Raw genomic sequence first — 24,952 nt, 5'->3', positions numbered from 1 at the left:
GCGGTCACTCCCGCTCGAGCTGACGTCCCCACGTGTGGTCGGGGCGCGCCGGGTCGACCAGGTCGCCGCGCACGACCGTGTGGGTCACGGCTCCGTCGAGCCGCAGCCCGTCGTACGCCGAGATCGGGTTGCGGTGCGCCAGCTCCGTCGCGTCGATGCGGAGAGCGACGCTCGGGTCGTAGATCGCGAGGTCCGCGTCGGCGCCCACCGCGATGCGGCCCTTGCGCGTGAACCCGACGAGGTCGGCCGTGTTCCGCGCCATCCACCGCACGACCGTCTCCAGCGGGATCCCGCGGCGCCGCGCCTCGGTGGCCATGGCGGCGAAGCCGACCTGCAGGCCCGCGATCCCGCCCCACGCCTGCTGGAGGTCGCCGTCGCCGCGGCCCTTCTCCTCGGCGGTCGCGGGGGAGTGGTCGGACACGACGCAGTCGATGATGCCGGCCTGGAGGGCGGTCCACAGCTCGTCGCGGTTGCCGGCGTCGCGGATGGGCGGGCAGCACTTGAACTGCGGCGCCGCGTGCGGGATGTCCTCGGCCGCGAACACCAGGTAGTGCGGACACGTCTCCACCGTCACCCGCAGCCCCTCGGCGCGGGCGTCGGCGATCATCTCGACGGCGTGGGCGCTCGAGAGGTGCAGCACGTGCACCCGCGCCCCCGTCTCGCGGGCGCCATCGAGCACCTGCCGGATGGCCGCGGTCTCCGCCTCGTGGGGCCGCGAGCGCACGAAGTCGCGGTAGGAACCGCCGGGCTCCTGGGGTGCGGCCGCCAGCACGGCGGGGTCCTCGGCGTGCACGATCATGAGCCCGTCGAAGCGGGCCACCTCCCGCAGGGCCGCCCGGAACCCGGCGGCGTCGAGCGGCGGGAACTCGTCCACCCCGCTGGGCGACAGGAAGCACTTGAAGCCGAGCACGCCGGCGTCCCAGAGCGGTGCGAGGTCGGCGACGTTGCCCGGCACGGCGCCGCCCCAGAACCCGACGTCCACCATCAGCTGCCCGCGGGCCGCGGCCTGCTTGAGGCGCAGGTGCTCGACCGTCGTGGTCGGCGGGATCGCGTTGAGCGGCATGTCGACGAGGGTCGTCACCCCGCCGAGCGCTGCGGCCCGCGTCGCGGAGGTGAACCCCTCCCACTCGGTGCGTCCCGGCTCGTTGACGTGGACGTGGGTGTCGACGACCCCGGGGACGACGTACGCCGCGTCCGGGGCCTCGACGACCACGCCGGCCACCTCGTGGTCGAGGTCCGCGACCTCCGCCACCCGGCCGTCGCGGACCACGACGGTGGCGGGCCGGAAGCCGTCGCCGACGAGGACCTGCCGTCCGCGGACGGCGTCGATGCGCACGGCCGCGCCCTCAGGCGAACGCGGGCACGGTGGCCCACGCCTGCGGTACCTCGGGCTGCCCCTCGCGGGTGATCGTGGCCTGGATGAGCCCGTAGGGCCGGTCCGCCGCGAAGAACACCTCCCCGGGGTTGTCGAGCCCGAACGGGGCGAGGTCGACGAGGAAGTGGTGCTTGTTGGGGCACGACAGCCGGATCTCGGCGATCTCCGGGTGCTCCTCGAGCACGCGTCGTCCCATCGCGAACAGCGTCTGCTGCAGCGCCAGCGAGTGCACCTCGGCGAACGTGGACAGCAGCGCGGCGCGCACGGCGGCGTGCAGACCGTCGAAGTCGAGGCCCTCGAGCTCCGCCTGCGTCTCGGGCGCGTAGCGCCACCACGCCGTCACCGACGTCGCCATGATGCGGTCGTCGGTCTCGGCGAGGGTCGTGTAGCGGTCGCGGGGGAAGCCGGAGAACTCCGAGCCCGTCGACTTCAGCACGGTGCAGCCGCTCAGCCCGGAGACGACCCACGTCGCGTCGCCGTCCTTCTGCACGACCGTGGTGCGCACCTCCTCCCCGCGCCGCACGAAGGAGTGGTCGTGCTCGCCGTCACCGGTGACGATGCGGTCCCAGGCGTGGGACTGCGCCTCCCAGCGCCCGCCGGTCACCCACTCGAAGCCCTCGACGAAGTGGCGGCCGAGCGTCATGAGGAAGGTCTCCGGGGTGGCGATCCCGTGCTCCCGCGCGAAGGCGTAGACCGTGTTCTTCTGGGTGTCCGTCGCGACGACCCGGCTGTTGTCGCCGTCGGTGTGGCAGGCGGTGAAGTCGCCGCGCAGCTGGGCGGTCACGGTGAGGTCGGTGATGCGGTGCACCGGCGTCTCGCGGTCGATGCGCACGAGGCGGCACTCGGCCTTCCCGTACTGGTTCGCCCCGAGGACGATGTCGCCGTCGGCCATGTCAGCTCCCCTGGTAGGTGGTGTAGGCGTACGGGCTCAGCAGCAGCGCCACGTGCACGTGGGCGCCGTGGAGGGCGACCGTGAGGTCGACGTGGGGGAAGAAGGTGTCGCGCCCGGCCGCGGCGTACCAGTCACCCGTCGCGAACGACACGACGTACGTCGCGGGGTCGAGCTGCGCCGTACCGCCGGCCGCGACGAGCGGTCCGTCCCACCGGATGCGGCCGTCGGCGTCGGTGGTGGCGGTGGCGAGCGTCGTCCCGGCGGGCGTGGCGAGCGTGACGTCCAGGCCGGCGGCCGGTACGCCGCGGGCGGCGTCGAGGACGTGCGTCGAGCAGGTGGTCACGTGGGGCTCCCCTCGAGCATGCCCTTCAGGCGCAGCAACGCGATCTGCGTCAGCTGGTCGTGCACCTCGGCGCGCTCGGCGTCGGGTCGGGGTCGTTCGTGAGGCGGCGGTCGAGCTCGGCGAGGATCTCGGGCCGGCTGCGGCCCGCCGCGCGGATGAGGAAGACGCGGCCGAAGCGGTCCTCGTACGCCGCGTTCCCGGCCGCGATCGCCCGCTCGAGGTCGGCCGGGTCGGAGGCGTCGGTGCCACTCCGGATGGCCCCCTGCTCGCGACGGCTCAGCGCCGCCTCGGGGCTGTCCCCGGTCGGCCGCTCGCCGATGCGCGGGTGGTGGGCGAGGGCGCCCTCCACGTCGGCGTCGGTCCACCGCGCGGCCCCCGTCGCGGCAAGCGTGAGCAGCGCCTGCGCGTCCGCGTAGGGCCGGCCGGCCACGAGCGCGTCCAGCCACCAGCCGACGTCGGCCGCCGGGGCCAGCGCCGCGCGTGCCGTCGCCGCGTCGAGCGCGTTGAGCTCGTCGATCCGCACCTGTGTCGCCCTCCTGTCGACGCCCCACGGCCGGTCCGGGTGGGTGCGCCAGGCGCGACAGTAGGGAGAGCCCGTGTTTCACGCACCGGCCGCTGCGTTTCGTCGCTGTAACGAACGTTTCGACGGGCCGGGCCGGTCGGGCGGGCGGGCGCCTCAGGCGGGCCGGGGGATCGTGCGTGCGAGCGCCAGCAGGTCCCGGTCGCGGCCGGGGGCGGCCACGAGGCACACGCCGCAGGGCAGGCCGTCGGCCGTGCGCAGCGGCACGTTGAGCGCCGGCAGGCCGCCGATCCCCGCGATGGAGGTGAGGCCCAGCATGGTCTCGCGCAGCGACTGGTCGGCGCTGCCCGGCAGCGGCGCGACCGTGGGGGTCGACGGGAGGAGGACGATGCGGTCCGCGACCCGGTGCCGGATCTCCAGCCGCACGCCGGTGAGGCTCTCCGCGGCCGCGTTGACCTCGGCCGGGTCGAGCCGGGCGGCGGCCTCGAAGCGGCCACGGACGGCCGGCGTCAGGGTGTGCAGGCGGGATGCCACCCAGGTGGCGTGCTGCTTCCAGGCCTCCGCCGACTGCACGAGGGTGAACGTGGTGCGCCACGTGTCGAGGTCGTGGGCGTCGAACGGCTCTCGCACGACGTTGCCCCAGCCGCGGGCGAACTCCTCGATGGCGGCGCGCACGTCCGGGGCCGCCAGGGCGAGGAGGTCGGTGGCGAGCACGACGTCGCTGGTCGCCGGGGGTGGTGCGGGCGGCAGGAGCACGTCGCCGACGCGGGCCAGGAGGTCGGCGTCGCGGGTCACCCAGCCGACGGTGTCGAAGGTCGGGGCGAGGGCGAGGAGGCCGTCACGGGCCACCGCGTTCCGCGAGGTGCGGATGCCCCACAGGCCCTGCCACGACGACGGCACGCGGATGGAGCCGCCCGTGTCGGTGCCGAGCCCGATGGTGGTGTGACCGAGGCTCGTCGCGGTCGCCGAGCCCGACGTCGAGCCGCCGGGCAGCCGGCGAGGCGCGTGGACGTTGGGCGGCGTCCCGTAGTGCCCGTTGTCGCCGAAGAGGCTCCACGCGAACTCGTCGGTGCGGGCGATGCCGGTGACGTCCGCGCCGGCGTCGAGGAGCTTCTGCACGGCGCGGGCGGAGCGGGTCTCGACGGGCGCGGCGGCGAGGTAGGCCGGGCTGCCGGCGCCGACCTTCTGGCCCGCGACCGCGAACAGGTCCTTCACCGCGACCGTCTCGCGAGCCAGCGGTCCGTCCTCGGCCCCGGTCACCAGCGGGTCGCCGACGACGCGCCACACCCGGGTGTCGATCGCCGGCGGGGTGACGGCGACGTGCGCCGCCGTGACGACCCAGCCGTCGGGCCGCCGCTGCCACAGCTGGGTCTGCGCGCCGCGCCCGCCGCGGACGAGCTCGGTGGTGGCGACGACGAGCGCGTTGGCGGCGTCGACGACCTGCACCTGGATGTCGACGACCGTACGGCGCGGGGCGCCGCCCCGCCCGCCCCGGAACGTGCTGATCTGGTCGTGGCCCACGAGGGTGCCCGCGGCGTCGGTGCGGAGCGTCGCGGGACCGGGCGCGAAGAGCCGGTCGAGGGCCTCGAGGTCGTCGGACATCAAGGCGGCCTCGTAGTCCCAGAAGGCGTCCATCAGGCCGTCGGGCAGCGGGTCGGACGTGCCGTCGGTCATGCGGGGCATCATCGCGGTCCCGAGCCGCCCGGTGCGGCCGATTCGCCGAGGTGGGCGAAGTCGGCGGTGCGGATCCGGGCGTGGACGCCCTTCACGACGTCGACGACCTGGGAGATGTCGAAGTCGGTGGCGGCCGACAGGTAGGCGTAGGCCTGCGCCGGCTCCATCCCGTAGCGCGCACCGAGCAGGCCGATCGCCGCCCGCACGCAGTTCTGGACGGCGACGTCGAGGTCCTCGTCGAGGCCGGTCGGCACGAGGTGCTCCCGCGTCTCGGCGAGCGGCCCGACGAGCTCGCCGAACCGCGCGACGGCCTCCTCGCGGGGCACGACGTCGAGCCGCACGGTGGCGCGCAGGCTGGCCTCCATCGCGGTGAGCGCGACCTCGCCGTCGCCCTGCGCGAAGTGGGGGTCGCCGACGTAGGCCAGCGCGTCGGCGACCTGCACCGGGAGGTAGAGCGTCGCGCCCTCCGTCAGCAGGTTGATGTCGACGTTGCCGCCGTGGGCCCCCGGCGGCACCGAGTGGGGCCGCGCGTCGTCGTCGACGGCGACGCCGATGATGCCGAGGAACGGCGCGAGCGGGAACCGCGCCCTCGGGGCGTCAGGAGCGTCGTACCCGGCCCGCGTCAGCGGGATCTCCCCGTACGACGCGATCCGTCCCGTCCCGGGAACCGGGTGCTCGGCGAGCGCGGCGAAGGCGGAGACGAGGGGGACGCCGTCGAGGGGGTACTCACCGGGCAGCGCCCCGCGGGCGTGGCGGTTGGAGACGACGCCGTACGGCACGCGGGGGAGCGTCTCGACGATGGTGACGGCGAGGAGGTCGCCCGGCCGGGCGCCGGTGACCGCGATCGGACCGGTGACGACGTGGGGTCCGTCCGGACCGGGCGTGTGCGGCACGTCGCTCGCCGCGAGGGCGACCGCGTCGGCGAGCACCTGCTCGCCGTCGACCCCGTACGACGCGAAGAACGCCCGTGGGTCCCGCCCCTGGTCCTCGAGCACGCCCTCGTGGCTGAGCGTGTCGATCGTGACCTCGGTGCCGGGGTCGACGCGCAGCACGGGCGCGTCGGTGCGGCAGGGGAGTCGCCCCCAGAGGAGGTGGTCGGGCGTGGAGGGGAGGTACGTCGCCGCCCGTACCGGCCCCACCCCCGTGTCGAGGGGAACGTCCGGGAAGCGGTAGCGGGAGGCCATGCCGCGGAGCGTAGGAAACCTGTGTTTCAGCAGGGTTGCGCGTCGAGTTGGGTCGTACGGCGCGGCGGGGGCGTCGAGTTGGGTCGTACGCCGCGGCGGGGGCGTCGAGTTGGGTCGTAGGGCGCGGCGGGGGCGTCGAGTTGTCACGTACGCCGCGGCGGGGGCGTCGAGTGTGGAGGCGTGCGCACGTGTCACCGGTCCGTGGGAGCGTGGACCCTCGCGAGCGATCGGGGGACGGAATGGACGAGAAGCAGGGCCCGGGAGAGCAGGGCGGTCAGGTGGGCGGGGCCCCTGCCGGCTGGTACGCCGCGGAGCCCGGCCAGGAGCGGTGGTGGGACGGGGCGTCGTGGACGGGGCACGTGAGGCCGGTGCCGGCCGGTGGACCGGGCGGGCCGGCGGGGTCAGGCGGAGGCATCGCCTGGAAGGTCGTCGGCCCGGTGGTCGGGGTCGTGGCGGTGCTGGTGGTCGCCCTCGTGGTCACGCTCGCCCTGACGTTGGGCGGCGGCGACGCCTCGGACGCACCGGACGACGCGACGACGGAGGAGTTCTGCGACGCCGTGGAGGAGATGTACGGCGCCCTCTTCGTCTTCGCCCTCCAGGAGTCGGACGCCCCGTGGGAGACCGGCCGCGTCGTCGAGGTGCTGACCGAGACGGGGACGCCCGAGGGCATCTCCCCGGAGGCGCGCGCCGGGTTCGAGGAGGTCGTCACCGCGCTCGAGCGGGTCGACGGCATGACCACGGCGGAGATCGAGGAGATCGAGGAGCTCGACACCGACGACGACCCCGACAACGACTCGCCGGAGTCGGACGCGTTCGAGGAGTACGCCGACCAGACCTGCGGCTCGATGTTCGGCTGACGCTGTCCACAGCCCCGCCAGAACTGTCGGTGGGTCCGTGTTGAGTGGTGGTCATGACGGGGGTCAGCTCTTCTGGTGACGCCGGCGGCTGGGACGAGCCGCCGGCGCCGGACTGGTTGGAGCACGCGTTCGCGACGGGTGAGTGGCCCGTGGAGGCGGACATCTCCTATGCGACGGTCTTCGTCCCTCCGGGCCGGTACGACGCTGGTCAGCCCGTCGAGGACGTGGAGCCCGTGGGGTGGGTGGTGCCGGGTGTGCCGGTCGATGCCGGTGGTGACGTGGCGCATCCGGTCGTGGCCGGGGTCGGTGCGGCCTCGGAGGCGCTGACCTTCGACGGCCTGGACTGGATGAGTGCTGCGGACGCCGGTGCCGGGCTGGTCGCGGTGCAGCGTCTGGTGGCGCGGGCCTCGGCGCTCGCGGCGGTGCTGCTCAGCCGGGCCGAGGAGCTGGAGCTGTATCGGGAGAACGGGGCGTCGACGGCGGCGGTGTGGTGGGCGAACGCGACGGCGCTGACCCGGCGAGATGCCTACCGGTCCGCGCGGGTCGGTGACGCTCTGGTGGGTCGGTGCGGGACGCACCTGGCGCCGGCGTGCGAGGCCGGGACGGTGAACAGCGAGCAGGCCGACGTGATCGTGAAGGCCCTCGACGTGTTGCCCGAGGACCTGTCCGTCGAGCTCCGATCGCAGGCCGAGGAGACGCTGGTCGGGTTCGCGGCGGATCACGATGCGCGGGCCCTGCGCGCGATCGGGAAGAAGATCCTCACCGTGGTCGCCCCCGAGGTCGGCGAGGCTCACGAGGCCGCGCTGCTGGAGCGGGAGGAACGGGAGGCCCGGGCCGTGTCGCGCCTGAGCATGGTCTCCGACGGCCACGGCAAGGTCCACGGCCGGTTCACCCTCCCCGAGCTCCACGGCGCGATGCTCCGCAAGGCCCTCGATGCCTACGCCGCGCCCCGGCACCTCAACGCCGCTGACGATCCCGACCAACGCTTCCGAGCAGACCGGCCGACGCCGGAGCGCTACGGCCAGGCGTTCCAGCAGCTGCTCGAGATGCTCGATCAGAAGGACCTCCCGAACGCGGGTGGTACGGGCGCGACCGTCGTGGTCACGATGACCCTGGAGTCACTGCTGGGTGGGCTTGCATCGGCGTCCCTCGACACCGGCGGCACCATCAGCGCCGCCGAAGCGCGACGCCTCGCGTGCGAAGCCGGCCTGGTCCCCGCGGTCCTCGGCATCAAGAGCGAAGTGCTCGACCTCGGCCGCACGGCCCGCTTCCACACGAAGGCCATGCGCACCGCGATGGCAGTCAGGGACGGTGGCTGCGTCGCCGAAGGCTGCATGAGACCGCCCCACCAGACCCACGCCCACCACCTCATCGCGTGGTCAGCAGGCGGCCACACCAACGTGAAAGACGCCTGCCTCCTCTGCGACCAACACCACCACCAGATCCACCACCCGCTCTACCTCGTCGAACGCCTCGGCACCGGCAAGCTCCGCTTCACCCGCCGCGAGTGAGGCGACCACGCATTCCGGAACACCCGACCCGCCGGGCGAACCGGATCCTCCGTCAGGTCAGTCGGGCTGCTGCGCCCTCGGCCCGCGCGCTCGGCCCAGCACCCACGACACCGCCACTACGACACCGACGCACGTGGGGAGGGCGACGCTCATGCTCGTCCAGTAGTGCAGGTCGAGGCTGTCGGAGACGGTCATGGCCGTCAACGTGGCCAGGCTCCCGAAGAAGATGCGCCACTGGTCGCCAACTGTCATCGGCTCCCTCGAGCGGGCGCTTTTGCGCCGAGCAGCGCGCCGACCCCGTGCGGTGAGGAAGAAGACAGCCATGAGGCCGACGAGACCCGCGCTGAGAACCTGACCGACCACCTGTTCGGACCGGGACACGTCGACGAGGAAGCCAGCGACGAAGAGACCGATGAAGATCGACGCGAAGAAGGCGGGCGCGACGTAGGGCCGCCACCATCGTCGGCCCACAGCGATCGGGTCGTCGCGATGTCCGTCGGCCACGGCTCGGGCATGCCCGATCGCGAACGCCCGAAACCGTCGGCCGCACGCCCTCGCTTCGTGACCGCCGGTCAGCAGGCCCTACGCGACCTCCACCACCACCGGCGCGTGGTCGGACGCGCCCTTGCCGTGCCCGTCGGCCCCGCCGCGCTCCTCGCGGTCGATGAACGCGCCCGTCACCCGGGACGCCAACGACGGACTGGCCAGCACGTGGTCGATCCGCATGCCGCGGTTCCGCTCGTAGCGCTGCCGGTAGTAGTCCCAGTACGTGTAACCGTCCTCGGGCTCCGGGACATGGGGGCGCACCACGTCGACGTACCCGTCCTCCACGAACCCCTCGAACGCCGCTCGCTCGGGCGGGGTGACGTGCGTGGAGGTGGCGAACTGCTTGATGTCGAAGACGTCGGTGTCGAGCGGTGCGATGTTCCAGTCGCCGACGAGGGCGGTGGGCTCGCCGATCCACGCGGTCGCGGCGGCGCGGAGCCGGGCGAGCCAGTCCAGCTTGTAGACGTAGTGCGGGTCGCCGATCTTGCGCCCGTTGGGCACGTAGAGCGACCACACGCGCACGCCGCCGCACACCGCGCCGATCGCGCGCGCCTCGGCGACGGGCGGCTCGCCGAACTCCGGCATCGCGTCGAAGCCCACGGACACCTCCTCGATGCCGACGCGGCTGATGATCGCGACGCCGTTCCACTGGCTGATGCCGGCGGCAGCGACGTCGTACCCCCGCGCCTGCAACCCCATCAGCGGCAGCTGCTCGACCTTCGCCTTCGTCTCCTGCAGGGCGAGCACGTCGACGTCGTGGCGCTCGAGGAACGCCTCGACGCGGTCGATGCGGGAGCGGAGGGAGTTGACGTTCCAGGTCGCGATGCGCACCCGCCCGAGGCTATAGCGCGGCCTCAGGTGGCCCGGAACGGCGTCAGCAGACCCGGCGTCGCGGCGTCGGCGAGGCGCAGGGCCTCGGGGAGCGGTACGTCGCGGAGCTCGACCGACTCGGGACCCGCGGCCGTCGTGGCGACGAGGGTCGCGAGGCCGAGCCGTCGCTGGAAGAACGACTGCCGCACGACCCACCCGATGACGCCCTCGGTCTCGAGCACGGTGCGCACGCGGTCGTAGCCGCCCGACCCCATCACCACGTGCCAGGGGGTCCCGTCGGGTCGGTGGGTGAGCGCGTGGCCGAGGTGGCGGTAGGACTGCTCGGCGCCCACGAGCCCGAACCCGCCGAGGACCACGGCGACCAGCACGACCGGCCACCACGGCCCGTCGAAGCCGAGCGTCAGGCCGACGGCGACCAGGGTGAGCAGCACCGGCAGCCGCTGCCAGCGCACGTGGGCCCGTCGGCGCGCAGCACCGCCGTGCGCTGCCAGGGGCACCTGCAGCGGTGCGGTGTCCCGGGCGCCGAGCACCTCGTGCCCGACGGCGACGGCGACGGGGGCCGGGCAGGGCGGTACGACGGTGGTCGTGCCCTCCTCGACACCGGTCGCCAGCGTGGCCAGCTCGCCACCGCCGGCGACCCGCATGAGGGCCTGCTCGGTGAGCCGTACGCCGCGGACCCGCCGCTCCTCGACCGTCGTCGACCGGGTGGTGAGGAGGCCGGCCCGCAGCTGGATCGAGGTCTCCTCGGGGCGGCCGGCGGGGCGGAGCCGCACGAGCCGGAACCCGGACCACGTCAGCACGTAGCCCACCAGCGCCACGACGAGCCACAGCACGGCCGCGATGCCGAGGGCGACGAGCACGACGAGCACGAGCACCTGGCTGGTCAGCCACGCGTAGGCCGACTGCGCGTGGTCGACGTCCGCGAACGGCAGGTCGTCGACGAACTGGGACGCACCGGCGCACGCACCGAGCACGATCGCCATCTGCGCGACGTTGAGCGGGGCGAACCGCAGCCACGACCACGACAGCGCGGCCAGCTGCTCCTCGTCGCCCGCCGGGGCCGGACCCGGCGCCTCGGGCCCCCCGGGTACGACGTCGGGCCCGACCCCCGCCGTACCCGGTCCCGCCCCCGTCGCCCCCGTCGTCCCCGGTCGTGCCGTCGTCCCCGGCCCTGCGCGGTCGAGCAGCTCCCGCTGCAGGCGCTGGGCCTCGGCGACGTCGACGGCCTCGAGGGTGATCCGCTCGTCGTCGACGCCCGTCCCGATCTCGACCTTCGTCACGCCGAGCACGCGGTGGAGGAGCGAGGCGGTCAGGTCGACGCTGCGGACGCGGTCGAGCGGCGCGGTCAGCCGCTTGCGGTGGAGCCAGCCGGTGCGGAGCTCGAGCTGGGCGGGGGTGCGGCGGTAGGACGTCGTGAGCCAGGGGAGCGCCCCGAAGACGGCGGCCGCGACGAGCGAGACGGGGACGAGGAGGAGCGTCCAGACGCCCGCCTGCGTGCCGATGCCGATGAGGCTGAAGATGATGGGGACGGCGAAGCCGCGCAGCACCTGCAGGGGGCTGATGACGAGCAGGCGACGGTCGAGCCGCTGCCACTCCTCGACCGCGGAGGGGTTGCTCACGTCGCGTCGTCCTGGCTGGCACCGGTGATGGCGGTGAGGTCGGCGACGAGGTGCTGCGCCGTACCGACGTCGAGGCACTCGACCGTGATCGGTCCCGCGGCGGACGCGGTCGTCACGGTGAGCGAACGGAGGCCGAATGCGCGCTGCAGCGGACCCTGCGAGGAGTCGACGGTCTGCACGCGGGACAGCGGCGCGATGCGCTCGTCGATGGTCAACCACCCGCTGCGGGTGTGGATCGCGTCGTCGGTGACCTCCCAGCGGTGCACGCGGTAGCGGAACGACGGCATGATCGCCGTCCACGCGAGCAGGAGGAGCACGACGAGGGCGGCGGGGGCGAGGTACCACCAGGGGCGGTCCGACCACACCAGCGCCACGACCACGAGCGGGACGGTCACGACGGCCGCGGTGATGCCGGCCCCGACGCGCCAGTAGGTCACCGCCCGTGGTGACACCTGGTGGGCCGGCTCGCGCAACGCGACCGGCACGGGCTGGACGGTCTCCCCTGACGTCATGCCCCGAGCCTCCCACGTCGGGAGGCGGGGAGGCGGGGTGCTCGCCGGTGACGGAGCGATGCTGGGGCAGCCCCCGCCGCGCCGTAGACTGCCGCCCCGTGGCTCTCACCATCGGCATCGTCGGACTCCCCAACGCAGGCAAGTCGACGCTCTTCAACGCGCTGACCAAGAACGACGTGCTCGCGGCGAACTACCCGTTCGCCACCATCGAGCCCAACGTCGGTGTCGTGGGCGTCCCCGACGAGCGCCTTGGCACCCTCGCCGAGATCTTCGGCAGCCAGAAGATCCTTCCGGCGACCGTCGAGTTCGTCGACATCGCTGGCATCGTGCGCGGCGCCAGCGAGGGCGAGGGCCTGGGCAACAAGTTCCTCGCCCACATCCGCGAGTCTTCGGCGATCTGCCAGGTCACCCGGGTCTTCCGCGACGAGGACGTCACCCACGTCGACGGCGAGGTCAACCCCGCCAACGACATCTCCACCATCCAGACCGAGCTGATCCTCGCCGACCTCGAGACCGTCGACCGCGCCGTCGTGCGGCTCGAGAAGGAGTCGCGGAAGGTCAAGGACCTGGTCGCGAACCTCGAGGCCGCGAAGGCCGCGAAGGAGGCGCTCGAGTCGGGTACGCCGATCATCGCGACCGACATCGACCGCAGCCTCCTCCGGGAGCTGTCCCTGCTGACGGCCAAGCCGTTCCTCTACGTCTTCAACTGCGACGCGGACGAGCTCGCCGACGAGGACCTCAAGACGAAGATGCGCGAGATCGTCGCCCCGGCCGAGGCCATCTTCCTCGACGCCAAGTTCGAGTCGGAGCTCATCGAGCTCGACGAGGAGGAGGCCGCCGAGTTCCTCGCCGAGGCCGGCGTCACCGAGCCCGGCCTCGAGGTGCTCGCCCGGGTCGGGTTCGACACCCTCGGCCTGCAGACCTACCTCACCGCCGGCCCCAAGGAGACCCGCGCCTGGACGATCCCCAAGGGCGCGACCGCGCCCGAGGCGGCCGGGGTCATCCACACCGACTTCCAGAAGGGCTTCATCAAGGCCGAGATCGTGTCGTTCGACGACCTGGTCGCCGCGGGCTCGATGGTGAAGGCCAAGGAGGCGGGCAAGGTGCGCATGGAGGGCAAGGACTACGTCATGGCCGACGGCGACGTGGTGGAGTTCCGCTTCAACGTGTGACCACCGCGCGGGGCGGGCCTGGCCTGCACGGATGCGATGGGGTCCCACCCCGCCCCTCACCGGGAGAGCGGAACCGGATGGCGGACGCGCCACCGCGCCCCTAGGGTCACGGCGTGCTCATCGCGGGAACGTTCCGGACCCGCCACCTCTACCTCGAGGACGATCCCGGCGTTCGAGCTGAGCCTGTGGTGCGGCACCTGCCCGTTCCTCTTCGAGCGGCAGGGGGGCGCGAACGGCACCCTGTCCACCGCGCTCGGCGTCATGGCGGAGCTGGAGGGGCCGCTCGAGGCCGTCGACGACCAGGTCTTGGCCCTATTGGCGACCCTGCTCCCGGACGGCGACTACCTCCCCCTGCTGGTGGAGGTCAGGCCGGAGCTCGTCGCACCGCACGACGCGCGTGACTACTTCACCCACGAGCAGGTCGCGACGTGGGGAGTGGACAGGTTCTGGGGGCTCCCGGAGAACCCGCGCAGCTTCTACTACCGCACCTTCGAGACGGCGGTGTCGCCGGAGGCACACCTGTACGAGTTCGTCGTGCCGCTCGTGCCGCCGAGCTGGAACGACCGGACACGGGTGGGGACCTACCGCTCGGCGATGGCCGACGGTGTCGTGCCCACCGCCGTGGCGCTGTCCACGCTCGACGTCTGCCAGCCCGCGACGTACGAGGAGTCCGCCGACCACCACGCCCACTGGGGACTGACGCACTTCCTGCTCGACGGCCACCACAAGCTCGAGGCGGCCGCGCGGTCCGGAGCGCCGGTCCGGCTGCTGGCGCTCGTCAGTGTCGACGGGAGCCTGGCGGCCGCCGCCGACGTGGCCCGGCTGCCCGAGCTGCTGGCACGACCGCGCCAGCAGCGGACCGTCGCCTGAGGACGAGCGGTCTGCCGACCGGGATCAGCGCGAGCGCTTCCCGCCCGCCCGCCGGTCGCGCAGGGACTGCACGGCGCGGTCGATCTTCGCCTTGTTCTGCGGCTTGCGTGACTCGTCGTACAGCTTCTTGCCGACGGTGATCAGGGCGGCGGTGCGGAGGATCTTCATGCTCGAGACGGTACCCAGCGCGCGGTCGGCCACCGCGTGGACGGCTCTTGACCTCAACCGCGCTCGAGGTCCTAGCGTCGCGCTCGTGCGCAGCCGCCCGGCTGCGCGTCCCCGACCAGGAGGATGCTCCGCTGATGCGTCTGTTCGCTCCCACCGTCGACGTCGAGGCCCACTGCGACCTGCCCTGCGGCGTCTACGACCCCGCCCAGGCCCGCATCGAGGCCGAGTCGATCAAGGCCGTCATCGCCAAGGTCGCCGACTCCGACGACCCCGACTTCCGCACCCGCGCCGTGCTCATCAAGGAGCAGCGCTCCGAGCTCGTCAAGCACCACCTCTGGGTGCTGTGGACGGACTACTTCAAGCCCCCGCACTTCGAGAAGTACCCCCAGCTCCACACCCTCGTGAACGAGGCCACGAAGCTCGCGGGCGCCGCCGGCACCAAGGGCAGCCTCGACGCCGAGGTCGCCGACCAGCTCCTCGCCACGATCGACGAGATCGCCGAGATCTTCTGGGAGACCAAGAAGGCCTGAGTCGGCTCGGGAACTGTGCAGCAGGGACGGGTCCGCCCCGGCAGGACGTCGTCCCAGCTGCACAGTTCGGGCCCGTCGGCGACCGGCCCTCACCCCAGCGGCGGCCTTCGGTCGGCCCAGGGCACGGCCTGCTCCAGCTGCGCGGCGAGGCTGAGCAGCAGCGGCTCGCCGCCGAGCGGCGCGACGAGCTGCACACCGAGCGGCAGGCCGTCGGCCGTCCAGTGCAGCGGGAGCGAGATCGCGGGCCGGCCGGTGACGTTCGCGAGCTGGGTGTAGGGCACCCAGCCGAGGTTCTTCTGCACCATGTCGTCCACGACCGGCGTGTGCTTGAGCAGCCGGGCGGTGCCCGTGCGGAGCAGCGCGTCCGCCGCGATCCGCAGCGGAGCGGGCAGCTCGAACGCCCCGACCCGCGGCGGCGGGGTCGCCAAGGTCGGCGTGAGCAGCAGGTCGTAGGTCTCGAAGTACGTCGTCAGGCGCCGCGCGTGCTGGTGTCGTCGCTCGACGGCGTCGACGTACTCCGGACCGGTCGTCGCCGCGCCCAGCGCCGCCATGAGCCGGGTGTCGCGCTCGAACGCGTCGTCCCCGGCGCCGGTGAGCCGCTTCGCCTCGGCCACCTCCCAGGAGATGACCACGAACCAGGCGAGCAGGAACTCGGCGGCCAGCGCCGCGTCGTCGAACGGAGCCTCCGGCAGCTCCTCGACGTCGTGCCCGAGGTCGGTGAGCGCCCGCACCGCGCCCTCCACCGCGGCGTACGCCTCGGGGTGGGGGTCGGGCGTGATCGCCGACGGGACGCGCACACCGATGCGGAGGCGCCCGGGGTCGCGCCCGACCGCGGAGAGGTACGACGAGGACGGCGCGCCCGGCACGTAGGGCCCGCTGGGCTCGCCGCCCGCGATGACGTCGAGCATGGCGGCGGAGTCACGGACGGTGCGGGTCACGACGCCCTGGACGGCGGCGCCGTGCATGAGCTCGGAGGCACCCGGGCCGAACGACGTCAGACCACGGCCGGGCTTGAGGCCGACGAGGCCGCAGCAGGCGGCGGGGATGCGCGTGGACCCGCCCCCGTCGTTCGCGCCGGCGGCCGGCACGATCCCGGCCGCCACCGCCGCGGCCGAGCCCCCGGAGGAGCCGCCGGGGGTGCGCCCGAGGTCCCACGGGTTGCGCGCCGGGCCCCAGGCCTCCGACTCGCTGATGCCCTTCGCGCCGAACTCGGGCAGGTTGGTCTTGCCGAAGATCATGAGGCCGGCGTCGAGCCAGCGCTGCACGGTCGTCGAGTGCTCGGCGGCGGGCATCGTCTGCAGCGCCCGGGACCCCTGGGAGCTGGGCAGGCCGGCGTAGTCCTGCCCGAGGTCCTTGATGAGGAACGGCACGCCCGCGAACGGTCCGGTGCGCGGCTCGTCGGGGTCGCAGGGCACGTCGCGCACGACGGCGTTGAGCTGCGGGTTGACCTCGGCCAGCCGGGCGCGGGCGACGGCCATCAGCTCCGCCGGCGTCACCTGCTTCTCGGCGACCAGCCGGGCGAGGCCGGTGGCGTCGTGGCGGCGGTACTCCTCGTAGTCCATGCGCGCAGTGTGGCGCAGGGCCCGGCCGGATCAGGAGGCGGACGCGCCGATCACCCGCACGCCGCTGGCCTCCGCGCCGGCGACGCCGCGGTCGAGCGCGAACTCGACGCGGTCGCCGACGACGACCGGGCGCCCCGCGTCCCAGAGGTCGCGACCGTGCACGACGACAGGCGCGTCACCGTGGTCCTGCGTGATGTAGCCGTAGCCCTGACCCTCGTCGAACCACGTGATGGTGCCTGCTGCCATGGGTGCCGCTCCGTTCCGAGATCCTGCCCGCCCTCGAGGACGAGCCCCGCCCGGTACCCACACGCTCGATCCTCAAGCAGGCCGCTGCGGGGGCGGGGGGTGCTCAAGGGGCGGGAAGGGTCGGTCACCCGAGCCTGCCAGGGCCGCGCAAGGTGGGCACAAGCCTCTCCCGCTCGGGCCGGGGGCCTCGTAGGTTCGTCGGTGGAGGCCACGTCATCCCCCGAGCGGGGTCTCCCGGTTCCCGAGGTCCAGACCGCGGGCCGACGGAACCGCCCCGCCCGCCGCCCCCGCCCGCCGCCGTCGCACGAGGTCGGCAGCGGCTGCGTCCCACGCAGGGTGATCGAAGGTGAAGCCCGCGTCCAGCAGCCGTCCCGGCACGACCCGGCGGCTCTTGAGGAGCAGCTCGGGGTCCGAGCGGAGCGCGAACGCACCGAGCCCGGCCATCCACCGCGTGGCCGGCAGCCCGGGTCGCCCGCCCCAGGCGCGGCGGAGGTCGCGCATCAGCGTGCGCTGGGGGAGCGGGCCCGGTGCGGCCAGGTTCACCGGTCCGTCGAGGTCGTCCCGCCGGAGCAGGAACAGCACGGCCCGCACGAGGTCGTCGGCGTGGATCCACGAGACGAACTGGTCGCCGCCCGCGACCGGCCCGCCGAGCCCGACCCGGGCGAGCCACGAGAGGTAGTCGAAGATGCCGCCCCGGTCCGGACTCATCACCATCGCGGTGCGCAGCGCGACGCGACGCGTGGCCGGCAGGTCCTGCTCGAGCTGGGCCGCCTCCCAGCGGCGGGCGATGCGGACGCTGTACTCCCAGTAGAGCGGCACGTCCGGCTCCTCGCCCCCGAGCACGCCCGTCGCCTCGTCGTGGGCGGGGCCGCGGGTGTCGGCGTAGATCGTCGCCGTGCTCATCTGCAGCCACACCGCGGGTGGGCGCGCGGCCCGCGCGATCGCTGCCCCGACGGCCCGGGTGGAATCGATGCGCGAGTCCATCATCTGCCGCAGGTTGCGGTCGGTGTAGCGGCAGCTCACCGAGCGCCCCGCCAGGTTCACGACCGCGTCGGCACCGTCGAGCTCCGCCTCCCACGGCCCCGGGCTCCGCCCGTCCCACACCGCGTGCCGCACCCCCGGCTCGAGCACCTCCGGCCGCCGGCTCAGCACGACGACGTCGTGGCCGTCCTCCGCCAGGGCGCGCCGCAGCACGCCACCCACCTGCCCGGTGCCACCGGGGACGACGATCCGCATGGCGAGAGCGTACGCCCCTTTTTGAACGTGTTCAATTATGTCGGCGTTCCTCGTGCACCGCGTGCTGCTCGAGCAGTGCCCGCGCCTGCTCCCCGGCAGCGCCCTCCAGGTCCGAGGCGTCACGGAAGCTCCCCAGCTTCTCGGCCCCGCCCGGTAGCCCGGCGCGTCGGTCATGCGGACTCGTCCGGTCCGTCTGGGCTCCCCCGTATCGCCCGCCTGGGTAACGTCACGGGCATGAGCGCGGTGCGGAGCGAGGAGGCGGGCTGGGGCGAGGTCGTCCGGCTCCCCGGGGCGGACGTGCCCCCGCTCCCCGTCGAGGCGCCGCTGGACCCGGCCGTCGTCGGTGCCCGCCTCCACGAGGAGGTCGCCCGCCGGCGGCTCGTGCTGGAGGACGTGGACCCCGGGCTCGGCGCGGTCGTCGACGCCGTGGAGCGGCTGGCCGAGGGCGGCAAGCGGCTGCGGGCCGGGTTCGTGCTCCTGGGCGCCGCGGGCGCGTCGGGCGGCGAGGACGTGCCCGGTGTGCTCGGCATCGCCACCGCGGTCGAGCTGTTCCACCTGGCCGCCCTCGTCCACGACGACGTGATGGACCACGCCGACGAGCGCCGCGGCGTGCCCACCGTCCACCGGGTCTTCGGGTCCCGGTCGGCCGACCACGGCACGGCGGTCGGCGTGCTCGCCGGCGACCTGCTGCTGACCTGGGCCGACGACGTGCTCGCCCGGTCGACGGAGGGCCTGCCGACGGCGCCCGCCGTCCGGACGGTCTGGGCGGAGATGCGCGACCAGGTGCTCGCGGGGCAGTACCTCGACCTGCGCCTGCAGGCCGACCTCGGCGCGGGGACCGAGGTGGACGTCCCCGACGTCGTCCGGATGCTCCAGTTCAAGAGCGCGAAGTACACCGTCGAGCACCCGCTCCGTCTCGGCGGCACCCTCGCGGGCGCCGGTCCGGACCTGCTCGACGGGTACGCCGCGTTCGGCCTGGCCGTGGGCGAGGCGTTCCAGCTCCGCGACGACGTGCTCGACGTGTTCGGCGACCCGCGGGCGACCGGCAAGGCGGAGGCCGGCGACCTGCGCGAGGGCAAGCGCACCCTGCTCGTCGCGCTCGCCCTCGAGCGCGGCACCGCCGCGGAGCGCGCCGTCCTGACCCGGCGCCTCGGCGACCCCGCGCTCGACGCGGCGGGCATCGCGGAGGCGCGGGACGTGCTCGTCGCGACCGGGGCCCGCGCCCGCGTCGAGGACCGCATCACCGTGCTCGTGGACGACGCCCGCCGGGCGCTGGCGGCCCTCCCCCTCGACCCGCGCACCCGCGCCGCGCTCGACGACCTCGCCGAGGGCGCCGCGTGGCGCTCGCGGTGACCTGCGCCTCGGCGGAGGCCCGGACGAGCGGTTCAGGCGTCGCGGCGTCCCAGCAGCCGCGCGACGGCCGGGACGGGTCCGGGCCCCACCTCGCGCTGCACGCCCCGGCGGCCCCACCACACCCACCACATCATCGACTGCGTGACGAGGCTGAAGCCGAAGAGCACGTCCTCGACCGGCTGGTGGCCGATGCGCCAGCCGAGGATCGCGTCCTCGCCGTACTGGAACACGCCCTGCCACGTCAGCCACTCGTTCGTGACCAGCTGGAAGAACAGCACGATGGCGTAGGACGCCCAGTAGGCCTTGCGCGTCAGCAGGCGGGTGCGCAGCACCCAGAGGTCGAGCACCACCGTGACGGCGATGCCCAGCAGGGAGGCCTCGGTGTGCGTCACGCGCGCTCCTCCCGCTCGTCGCCGACGGTCCAGCCGCGCACGCTCCGCACGGCCTCTAGCGTCAGCACCGAGGCGATGGGCACCACGAGGAAGAACATCCACTCCTCGAGCGGCAGGCCCCCCGGGAGCTCGATGCCGAGCGTCAGGTCGAGGTCGAACCACCAGTGCCCGGCGCGGGTCGCGGCGATGTCCCAGAGGACGAAGGGCACCCCCACGCACACGATCGTCAGTGCGAGCCGCTTGGCGCGGGCGTACACCCGGGTGCGCAGCACGAGCTCGAGCGGGAGGGTGGCGACGAGGACGAAGACGAGCATGGCGACGTACGTCAGGGTGCCCATGCGGCCATTCTCCGCATGCCCCACCAAGCCGGTGCCGTCGTGGTGAGCGCGGGCGTCGTCGTTGCCGAGGCCCGCGCCCTGCTCCGGGGCACCGGTCGCCTGCTGGAGGGCCGCGACCTGTCGGCGGCGGCGGCGACCCTCACCTACTTCGCGGGCATCGCCGTCGTGCCGTGGCTGCTGCTCGCGCTCTGGTCGACCACCTGGGGTGCCGGAGCGGACGCCGCCGAGACGCGGCTGCTCGGCCTGCGGGTGCTGGTGCCGCCGGACATGGGCGCGCGGCTGCCCTACGACCTCCTCGTCGACACGGCCGTGCACCTCGGCGTCGTGGCGGCCCTGGTGCTGCTCTTCCCGGCCTCGTTCTACGGCGAGGGCCTGCGCCGCGCCGGCCTCGCCCTCGCGCCGCGTGCCGACCGGTTCACGGGCTGGCGGGCGCGCCTGCTGGTGCTCGTCGCGCTCGTGCCGCTGCCCGTCCTGAGCGGCGCGTTCCTCGCCACCGGCGACCTGCTCGTGCCCCTGGCCCCCGAGGGCGGCGGGCACGGCGTGGGCGACCGGCTGCTGCGGATCGTGCTCGGCTTCGTGGCGGCGTGGCTCGTGCTCTCCGTGCTGCTGGCCTGGGTGTTCGTGGCGGTCCTGCCGGAGCCGCTGCGGTGGTGGGTCGCGGCCGTCGGCGCACTGGGCACCGGATCGTTCCTCGCCGGCTTCCTCCACGGGTTCCAGCTCTTCCTCGCGATCCCCATCGACGTCGGGCTGCCCTTCGGCGGCCTCGGCGTGGTGGGCGGCGTCGTCGCGGTCGGGCTGTGGCTCTACGTGCTCCACGTGTTCGTGCTGCTCGGCTGGACGGTGACCCGGGCGCTCGAGGAGCGGGTACGCCGCGGGGACGCCCCCGAAGCAGGTCCGTCGCCAGCGGTCGGGGGGACGGGGTGAGCGCCGGGAGCCCGCCCCACGTCGAGCTGCGGGTGTGGGGCACCGACCGGGTGCTGCCCGCGCTGGGACGGATGGCGACCGGCGGACCGCGGCTGCGTCGTACGCCGGGGTTGCGGTTCGCCAAGCTCCTCGGCACCGGCTCGGCCCGCACGTTCACGCCGCGCGACGCCGACCCCCACCACTGGGCCCTGCTGACGGTCTGGGACGACCGGGCGGCGGCCGCCGCGGCGGCCGGGTCCCCGGTGCTGCGGTCGTGGTCGCGCGCCAGCCACGAGGAGCTGCGCGTCGCCATGAGTCCGCTGCGGTCGCGGGGGCGCTGGTCGCGGCGGGAGCCGTTCGAGCCGGTGGCCCCGGTGGCGACGGCGCCGGTGGGTACCGGGCTCGTCGCATCGATCACCCGCGCCCGGCTGCGACCCACGCGCGCCCTGTCGTTCTGGCGGGCGGTGCCGCCGGTCGTCGAGGACCTGGCGGCGACGCCGGGCCTGCGGCTGGCGCTGGGGATCGGCGAGGCGCCGATCGGGCTGCAGGGCACGTTCTCGCTCTGGGACTCGGACGCGGCGCTCCGGGCGTTCGCGCACGGCTCGGCCGCGCACCGCTCGGCGGTGCGGCGGACCGAGCCGGAGCGGTGGTACGCCGAGGAGCTGTTCGCGCGCCTGGCCGTGCTCGACGTCGAGGGAACCTACGAGGGGAGATCCGTGTGACCAGCACCTCCGAGCCGTTCGCGGTCGTGCCGCGACGTGCCCACCGCGGCGGTCGCGCCGTCGCGCCGCACCGCTGGCCGGCGCTGGTGCTCGCCGCGGGCGGCGTGCTCGCGCAGATGGCGTTCCCGTTCACCGACGGCGGGACCCTGGGCCTGACGACCGCGAGCGTCGTGCTCCTCGCCGCCGCGGCCCTCGCCGACGCCTGGGCCACGCGCGGCCCCCTCGCCGCCGCGACCCTCGCCGCGGTGGCGGGGCTCGGCGGTCTCGTCGCCGAGGCCGTCGGCGTGCGCACCGGCTTCCCGTTCGGCGACTACGCCTACACCGGCACGCTCGGCCTCGAGGTGCTCGGCGTGCCGGCCCTCGTGCCGCTCGCCTGGATCATGATGGCCTGGCCCGCGCTCGCCGTCGCCCGTCGGCTCGGCGGGGAACGGCGCTGGGCGGTCGCCCTGGTGGGAGCGGCGGCCCTCACCGCCTGGGACGTCTTCCTCGACCCCCAGATGGTCGACCAGGGCCACTGGACCTGGGCCCACCCGTCGCCCGGCCTGCCCGGCATCGACGACGTGCCGCTCACCAACTACGCCGGCTGGCTGCTGGTCTCGTTCCTCATGGTCGCCGCGCTCGACCGTCTGGTGCCGCGGACGTCGCCGGACCAGGCGACCGGGCCGGCCGGTCGGGGCAGCCGGGACATCGCGCTCGACGCGGTCCCGCTGGCGGTCTACCTGTGGACCTACTCCTCCTCGGTGCTCGCCCACGCCGTCTTCTTCGGGCGCCCGCCCGTGGCCCTCGTCGGCGGGCTCCTGATGGGCCTGGTGGCGGTGCCCCTCGTCGTACGCCTCCTGCGGGAGCAGCCCGGCGGCCGCCGCGCCCTCCAGCGCACCGGCCAGCGCACCGGCCGGGACAGCGGGGTGGGGCCGCGGTGAGCGGGCTCGCCCGCGCCGGCCGGGTGGGGGTCGCCGCCGGGTCGGCGGTCGCACTCGGTTGCCTGGCGCTCACCGTCGACAACCTGCGGCGGCTGCGCACCCCGGTGCTGCCGGCGGACGCGGGGGTGCCCGGCCGCACGGCGGAGCCGCTCACGGTCGTGCTGCCGGTGCGTGACGAGGAAGGGGACCTGCGGGCCTGCGCGGCCAGCGTGCTCGCCGCGCTCGACGCGTGGCCGGGCCGGGGGCGCCTCGTCGTCGTCGACGACCGCTCGTCCGACCGCACCCTGGCCGTGGCCGCCGAGCTGGCCGAGCAGGACGCACGGGTCGTCGTGCGCGCCGGCGCGCCGACGCCGCAGGGCTGGCTGGGCAAGCCGTGGGCCTGCCACCAGGGCGCCCAGGCCGTCGACGTGGAGGGGGTGCTCGTCTTCGTCGACGCCGACGTGCGCCTCGCCGCGGACGCCCTCGTGGCGTCGGTGGGCCTGCTGCGCTCCAGCGGCCTCGACCTCGTCAGCCCCTACCCGCGGCAGCGCGCCCACGGCGCCGCGGAACGCCTCGTGCAGCCGTTGCTGCAGTGGTCGTGGATGAGCACCCTGCCCCTCGGCCTGGCGGAGCGCTCGCCCCGGCCGTCGCTCACCGCGGCCAACGGACAGCTGCTCGTCGTGGACGCGATGGCCTACCACGACGCCGGGGGCCACGCGGCCGTGCGCACGGCGGTGCTCGAGGACCTCGCGCTCCTGCGCGCCCTCAAGGCCGTCGGTCGTCGGGGCGGCGTGGTCGACGGGAGCGACCTGGCGACCTGCCGGATGTACGCCGGCTGGCCGGCCCTCCGCGCCGGCTACCGCAAGTCGCTGTGGTCGGCCTTCGGGTCGCCGGCGGGCGCGGTCGGGGTGCTGGCGCTGCTGCTGCTCGCCTATGTGGTGCCCCCGCTCGCCGCGCTGCGGGGCTCGCGCACCGGTCTGCTCGGGTACGCCGCGGGCGTCGCCTCCCGCGTCCTCGTGGCCCGGCGGACCCGGGGCCGGGCGCTGCCCGACGCGCTGGCCCACCCGGTCTCGGTGCTCGTGCTCGCCGGCCTCACCGTCGACTCCCTGGCGGCGCGTCGCCGGGGCGAGCTGCGGTGGCGCGGGCGGCCCGTGGAGGTCGGGCGGTGAACCTCGTCGTCGTCGGTGCCGGCGTCGGCGGTCTGGCCGTCGCGGTGCGGCTGGCCGCGGCGGGCCACCGCGTCACCGTGCTCGAGCAGGCGCCGGACGTCGGCGGCAAGGTCGGCGTGCACGAGCAGGACGGCTTCCTCTTCGACACCGGCCCGTCGCTGCTGACGATGCCGCACGTGCTGGAGGAGCTCTTCGCGACGACCGGTGCCCCGCTGGCCGAGGTGCTGCCGCTCGAGCGCCTGGAGGTCGCCTGCCGCTACCGCTTCCCCGACGGCACGGTGCTCGACCTGCCCGGCGACGTCGCCGCGATCCCGGACGCGCTCGACGCGGCCCTGGGGCCGGGGCGCGGCGCGCAGTGGAGCGCGTTCCTCGACCGGGCGCGACGGATCTGGGACGTGACGCACGAGCCGTTCCTCGAGTCGCCCATCGGCCTGCAGGACATGGTGCGGCTCTCGCGCCGCCTGGACGACGTGCGGACCGTCGCGCCCTGGCGCACCCTGCGCGGGCTGGGCCGCCAGCACCTGCACGACCCGCGGCTCGTCATGCTGCTGGACCGCTACGCGACGTACACGGGGTCGGACCCCCGCCGCGCCCCGGCCGCACTCGCGGCGGTGCCGTGGGCGGAGCAGCGGTGGGGGTCCTGGTACGTCCCCGGCGGCCTCGGCCGCATCGCCACCGCGCTCCGGGAGCGGCTCGAGCTGCTGGGCGGCGAGGTCGTCACGGGTGCCGCGGTCGCGGAGGTCACGACCGACGCCCGGGGGCGGGTCGACGGGGTGGCGCTGGCCGACGGCAGCCGGCTCGCCGCGGACGTCGTGGTCGCCAACGCCGACGCCCGCCAGGTCTACGGCCACCTCGTGCGCACCCCCGCCGCGCGGCGGGCGGCGGCCCGGGTGGCGCGCACGACCCCCTCGCTGTCGGGGCTCGCGCTGCTGCTCGCCGTCGACGGACCCCCGCCGGACCAGCCGCACCACGCGGTCTACTTCGCCGAGGACTACGACGCCGAGTTCGACGCCGTCTTCGGCCGGCGGGGCCGGCCGCGCCCGGTCGCCCGACCGACGGTGTACGTCGCGGCACCCGACGACCCCGCCATCGTGCCCGGCCCCGGGACCGGCGCCTGGTTCGTGCTCGTCAACGCGCCCCCGCACGACCCGGCGCGCGGCACCGACTGGGACGCCCCCGGGCTGGCCGAGCGCACCGCCGACACGGTGCTCGACCTCCTCGCGGAGCGGGGCACCGACGTGCGCGACCGCGTGCGGCACCGCACCCTCGTCAGCCCGGCCGACCTGGAGCGCCGGACGTGGACGCCGGGCGGCTCGATCTACGGCTCGTCGTCGAACGGCCCGCGCGCCGCGTTCCTGCGCCCGTCGAACGCGTCGCCGGTGCCGGGCCTGTTCCTCGTCGGCGGCTCGTCCCACCCCGGTGGCGGGCTGCCGCTCGTGCTGCTCTCCGCGCGGATCGTCGCCGACCTGGTCGGCCCCGCCCTCCGTTGAGCCCCGCAGTCGTATACCCCCAGGGGGTACGACACTTT

At 74.6% G+C, this 24,952-nt stretch carries 27 protein-coding genes; 11 read left to right on the top strand and 16 right to left on the bottom strand.

Features of this window, described 5'->3' with window-relative positions; translation table 11 throughout:
- Positions 1-4: 4 nt before the first annotated feature.
- From allB to QE405_RS11035, 6 genes are all read right to left on the bottom strand, one after another.
- On the bottom strand, positions 5-1,336 hold the full coding sequence (gene allB / locus QE405_RS11060; protein WP_307200661.1) for an allantoinase AllB: 1,332 nt from the start codon (positions 1,334-1,336) through the stop codon (positions 5-7).
- A 10-nt stretch (positions 1,337-1,346) separates the two neighbouring features.
- Positions 1,347-2,267: a factor-independent urate hydroxylase gene (gene pucL, locus QE405_RS11055; RefSeq protein WP_307200659.1), complete on the bottom strand. Its 921-nt coding sequence runs from the start codon at positions 2,265-2,267 to the stop codon at positions 1,347-1,349.
- A gap of 1 nt (position 2,268) precedes the next feature.
- Positions 2,269-2,610 carry a hydroxyisourate hydrolase gene (gene uraH / locus QE405_RS11050; protein WP_307200658.1) on the bottom strand — a complete coding sequence of 114 codons (342 nt, stop codon included), beginning with the start codon at positions 2,608-2,610 and terminating at the stop codon, positions 2,269-2,271.
- 49 nt (positions 2,611-2,659) lie between these two features.
- Positions 2,660-3,133, bottom strand: a complete 474-nt coding sequence (locus QE405_RS11045) for a 2-oxo-4-hydroxy-4-carboxy-5-ureidoimidazoline decarboxylase (RefSeq protein WP_307200656.1) — start codon at positions 3,131-3,133, stop codon at positions 2,660-2,662.
- A gap of 153 nt (positions 3,134-3,286) precedes the next feature.
- The gene (locus QE405_RS11040; RefSeq protein WP_307200654.1) at positions 3,287-4,804 is read right to left on the bottom strand and encodes an AtzH-like domain-containing protein; all 1,518 of its coding nucleotides are present in this window, start codon (positions 4,802-4,804) and stop codon (positions 3,287-3,289) included.
- 8 nt (positions 4,805-4,812) lie between these two features.
- Complete coding sequence (locus QE405_RS11035; protein ID WP_307200652.1) at positions 4,813-5,988, bottom strand: acetamidase/formamidase family protein; 1,176 nt, start codon at positions 5,986-5,988, stop codon at positions 4,813-4,815.
- Positions 5,989-6,227: 239 nt separating this feature from the next.
- Between QE405_RS11035 and QE405_RS11030 the strand changes: the two genes are divergently transcribed.
- Both QE405_RS11030 and QE405_RS11025 read left to right on the top strand, forming a co-directional pair.
- Positions 6,228-6,845, top strand: a complete 618-nt coding sequence (locus QE405_RS11030) for a DUF2510 domain-containing protein (RefSeq protein ID WP_307200650.1) — start codon at positions 6,228-6,230, stop codon at positions 6,843-6,845.
- A gap of 53 nt (positions 6,846-6,898) precedes the next feature.
- Positions 6,899-8,356 carry an HNH endonuclease signature motif containing protein gene (locus tag QE405_RS11025; RefSeq protein WP_307200648.1) on the top strand — a complete coding sequence of 486 codons (1,458 nt, stop codon included), beginning with the start codon at positions 6,899-6,901 and terminating at the stop codon, positions 8,354-8,356.
- 57 nt (positions 8,357-8,413) lie between these two features.
- On the opposite strand, the gene QE405_RS11020 is transcribed toward QE405_RS11025, so the two are convergent.
- The 4 genes from QE405_RS11020 to QE405_RS11005 form a co-directional block, all read right to left on the bottom strand.
- Positions 8,414-8,860, bottom strand: a complete 447-nt coding sequence (locus QE405_RS11020) for a hypothetical protein (protein ID WP_307200646.1) — start codon at positions 8,858-8,860, stop codon at positions 8,414-8,416.
- Between the two features lie 78 nt (positions 8,861-8,938).
- Complete coding sequence (locus tag QE405_RS11015) at positions 8,939-9,733, bottom strand: exodeoxyribonuclease III (RefSeq protein WP_307200644.1); 795 nt, start codon at positions 9,731-9,733, stop codon at positions 8,939-8,941.
- A 23-nt stretch (positions 9,734-9,756) separates the two neighbouring features.
- Entirely contained in the window at positions 9,757-11,352 is a 1,596-nt protein-coding gene (locus QE405_RS11010; RefSeq protein ID WP_307200642.1) for a PH domain-containing protein, read from the bottom strand.
- Positions 11,349-11,864 (bottom strand): PH domain-containing protein, encoded by a 516-nt coding sequence (locus tag QE405_RS11005; protein WP_307200640.1) that lies wholly within the window; start codon positions 11,862-11,864, stop codon positions 11,349-11,351. Before QE405_RS11005 ends, QE405_RS11010 begins: the two co-directional genes overlap by 4 nt.
- 98 nt (positions 11,865-11,962) lie before the next feature.
- Between QE405_RS11005 and ychF the strand changes: the two genes are divergently transcribed.
- Both ychF and QE405_RS10995 read left to right on the top strand, forming a co-directional pair.
- Positions 11,963-13,036 carry a redox-regulated ATPase YchF gene (gene ychF / locus QE405_RS11000; RefSeq protein ID WP_307200638.1) on the top strand — a complete coding sequence of 358 codons (1,074 nt, stop codon included), beginning with the start codon at positions 11,963-11,965 and terminating at the stop codon, positions 13,034-13,036.
- 261 nt (positions 13,037-13,297) lie between these two features.
- The gene (locus tag QE405_RS10995) at positions 13,298-13,906 is read left to right on the top strand and encodes a hypothetical protein (protein ID WP_307200636.1); all 609 of its coding nucleotides are present in this window, start codon (positions 13,298-13,300) and stop codon (positions 13,904-13,906) included.
- A gap of 24 nt (positions 13,907-13,930) precedes the next feature.
- On the opposite strand, the gene QE405_RS10990 is transcribed toward QE405_RS10995, so the two are convergent.
- Positions 13,931-14,074, bottom strand: a complete 144-nt coding sequence (locus QE405_RS10990; RefSeq protein ID WP_307200635.1) for a hypothetical protein — start codon at positions 14,072-14,074, stop codon at positions 13,931-13,933.
- A gap of 134 nt (positions 14,075-14,208) precedes the next feature.
- Here QE405_RS10990 and sodN point away from each other — a divergent pair, with 134 nt between their 5' ends.
- Complete coding sequence (gene sodN, locus QE405_RS10985) at positions 14,209-14,604, top strand: superoxide dismutase, Ni (RefSeq protein ID WP_307200633.1); 396 nt, start codon at positions 14,209-14,211, stop codon at positions 14,602-14,604.
- Positions 14,605-14,693: 89 nt separating this feature from the next.
- Here sodN and QE405_RS10980 read toward each other — a convergent pair whose 3' ends face one another.
- The 3 genes from QE405_RS10980 to QE405_RS10970 all read right to left on the bottom strand — a co-directional run bounded on the left by QE405_RS10980 (position 14,694) and on the right by QE405_RS10970 (position 17,648).
- The gene (locus QE405_RS10980) at positions 14,694-16,166 is read right to left on the bottom strand and encodes an amidase (RefSeq protein WP_307200631.1); all 1,473 of its coding nucleotides are present in this window, start codon (positions 16,164-16,166) and stop codon (positions 14,694-14,696) included.
- Between the two features lie 30 nt (positions 16,167-16,196).
- Positions 16,197-16,412, bottom strand: coding sequence for a cold-shock protein (locus tag QE405_RS10975; protein WP_307200629.1), 216 nt, complete (start codon positions 16,410-16,412; stop codon positions 16,197-16,199).
- A 213-nt stretch (positions 16,413-16,625) separates the two neighbouring features.
- Positions 16,626-17,648, bottom strand: a complete 1,023-nt coding sequence (locus tag QE405_RS10970; RefSeq protein ID WP_307200627.1) for an epimerase — start codon at positions 17,646-17,648, stop codon at positions 16,626-16,628.
- A gap of 234 nt (positions 17,649-17,882) precedes the next feature.
- Between QE405_RS10970 and QE405_RS10965 the strand changes: the two genes are divergently transcribed.
- Entirely contained in the window at positions 17,883-19,001 is a 1,119-nt protein-coding gene (locus QE405_RS10965) for a polyprenyl synthetase family protein (protein WP_307200625.1), read from the top strand.
- Between the two features lie 32 nt (positions 19,002-19,033).
- Here the strand turns inward: QE405_RS10965 and QE405_RS10960 are convergent, their stop codons facing one another.
- Both QE405_RS10960 and QE405_RS10955 read right to left on the bottom strand, forming a co-directional pair.
- Complete coding sequence (locus QE405_RS10960; protein ID WP_307200623.1) at positions 19,034-19,393, bottom strand: lycopene cyclase domain-containing protein; 360 nt, start codon at positions 19,391-19,393, stop codon at positions 19,034-19,036.
- Positions 19,390-19,731: a lycopene cyclase domain-containing protein gene (locus QE405_RS10955; RefSeq protein WP_307200621.1), complete on the bottom strand. Its 342-nt coding sequence runs from the start codon at positions 19,729-19,731 to the stop codon at positions 19,390-19,392. The genes QE405_RS10960 and QE405_RS10955 overlap by 4 nt, the downstream gene beginning before the upstream one ends.
- 15 nt (positions 19,732-19,746) lie before the next feature.
- On the opposite strand from QE405_RS10955, the gene QE405_RS10950 reads away from it, so the two are divergent.
- The 5 genes from QE405_RS10950 to QE405_RS10930 are packed head-to-tail and all read left to right on the top strand — an operon-like array spanning position 19,747 to position 24,914.
- Entirely contained in the window at positions 19,747-20,655 is a 909-nt protein-coding gene (locus tag QE405_RS10950; protein ID WP_307200620.1) for a YhjD/YihY/BrkB family envelope integrity protein, read from the top strand.
- A complete protein-coding gene (locus tag QE405_RS10945) occupies positions 20,652-21,356 on the top strand; it encodes a hypothetical protein (RefSeq protein ID WP_307200618.1) in 705 nt (234 codons plus the stop codon). The genes QE405_RS10950 and QE405_RS10945 overlap by 4 nt, the downstream gene beginning before the upstream one ends.
- On the top strand, positions 21,353-22,276 hold the full coding sequence (locus tag QE405_RS10940; protein WP_307200616.1) for a carotenoid biosynthesis protein: 924 nt from the start codon (positions 21,353-21,355) through the stop codon (positions 22,274-22,276). The genes QE405_RS10945 and QE405_RS10940 overlap by 4 nt, the downstream gene beginning before the upstream one ends.
- The gene (locus tag QE405_RS10935) at positions 22,273-23,424 is read left to right on the top strand and encodes a glycosyltransferase (RefSeq protein WP_307200614.1); all 1,152 of its coding nucleotides are present in this window, start codon (positions 22,273-22,275) and stop codon (positions 23,422-23,424) included. The genes QE405_RS10940 and QE405_RS10935 overlap by 4 nt, the downstream gene beginning before the upstream one ends.
- Complete coding sequence (locus tag QE405_RS10930) at positions 23,421-24,914, top strand: phytoene desaturase family protein (RefSeq protein WP_307200613.1); 1,494 nt, start codon at positions 23,421-23,423, stop codon at positions 24,912-24,914. The genes QE405_RS10935 and QE405_RS10930 overlap by 4 nt, the downstream gene beginning before the upstream one ends.
- Positions 24,915-24,952: the final 38 nt, after the last annotated feature.

This window comes from Nocardioides zeae (genome assembly GCF_030818655.1).
GTDB lineage: Bacteria > Actinomycetota > Actinomycetes > Propionibacteriales > Nocardioidaceae > Nocardioides > Nocardioides zeae_A.
This window is presented reverse-complemented; position numbering and strand designations above follow the sequence as displayed.

Excerpts from the sequence above, each read along its gene's own strand:
- QE405_RS10995 (WP_307200636.1), top strand. The coding sequence starts at position 13,298 with ATGGCGGAGCTGGAGGGGCCGCTCGAGGCCGTCGACGACCAGGTCTTG.
- sodN (WP_307200633.1), top strand. The coding sequence starts at position 14,209 with ATGCGTCTGTTCGCTCCCACCGTCGACGTCGAGGCCCACTGCGACCTG.
- QE405_RS10970 (WP_307200627.1), bottom strand. The coding sequence starts at position 17,648 with ATGCGGATCGTCGTCCCCGGTGGCACCGGGCAGGTGGGTGGCGTGCTG.
- QE405_RS10980 (WP_307200631.1), bottom strand. The coding sequence starts at position 16,166 with ATGGACTACGAGGAGTACCGCCGCCACGACGCCACCGGCCTCGCCCGG.
- pucL (WP_307200659.1), bottom strand. The coding sequence starts at position 2,267 with ATGGCCGACGGCGACATCGTCCTCGGGGCGAACCAGTACGGGAAGGCC.
- QE405_RS11025 (WP_307200648.1), top strand. The coding sequence starts at position 6,899 with ATGACGGGGGTCAGCTCTTCTGGTGACGCCGGCGGCTGGGACGAGCCG.
- QE405_RS11040 (WP_307200654.1), bottom strand. The coding sequence starts at position 4,804 with ATGACCGACGGCACGTCCGACCCGCTGCCCGACGGCCTGATGGACGCC.
- QE405_RS10975 (WP_307200629.1), bottom strand. The coding sequence starts at position 16,412 with ATGGCAGCAGGCACCATCACGTGGTTCGACGAGGGTCAGGGCTACGGC.
- QE405_RS10950 (WP_307200620.1), top strand. The coding sequence starts at position 19,747 with ATGCCCCACCAAGCCGGTGCCGTCGTGGTGAGCGCGGGCGTCGTCGTT.
- QE405_RS11005 (WP_307200640.1), bottom strand. The coding sequence starts at position 11,864 with ATGACGTCAGGGGAGACCGTCCAGCCCGTGCCGGTCGCGTTGCGCGAG.
- QE405_RS10955 (WP_307200621.1), bottom strand. The coding sequence starts at position 19,731 with ATGGGCACCCTGACGTACGTCGCCATGCTCGTCTTCGTCCTCGTCGCC.
- QE405_RS11030 (WP_307200650.1), top strand. The coding sequence starts at position 6,228 with ATGGACGAGAAGCAGGGCCCGGGAGAGCAGGGCGGTCAGGTGGGCGGG.
- QE405_RS10990 (WP_307200635.1), bottom strand. The coding sequence starts at position 14,074 with ATGAAGATCCTCCGCACCGCCGCCCTGATCACCGTCGGCAAGAAGCTG.
- QE405_RS10965 (WP_307200625.1), top strand. The coding sequence starts at position 17,883 with ATGAGCGCGGTGCGGAGCGAGGAGGCGGGCTGGGGCGAGGTCGTCCGG.
- QE405_RS11035 (WP_307200652.1), bottom strand. The coding sequence starts at position 5,988 with ATGGCCTCCCGCTACCGCTTCCCGGACGTTCCCCTCGACACGGGGGTG.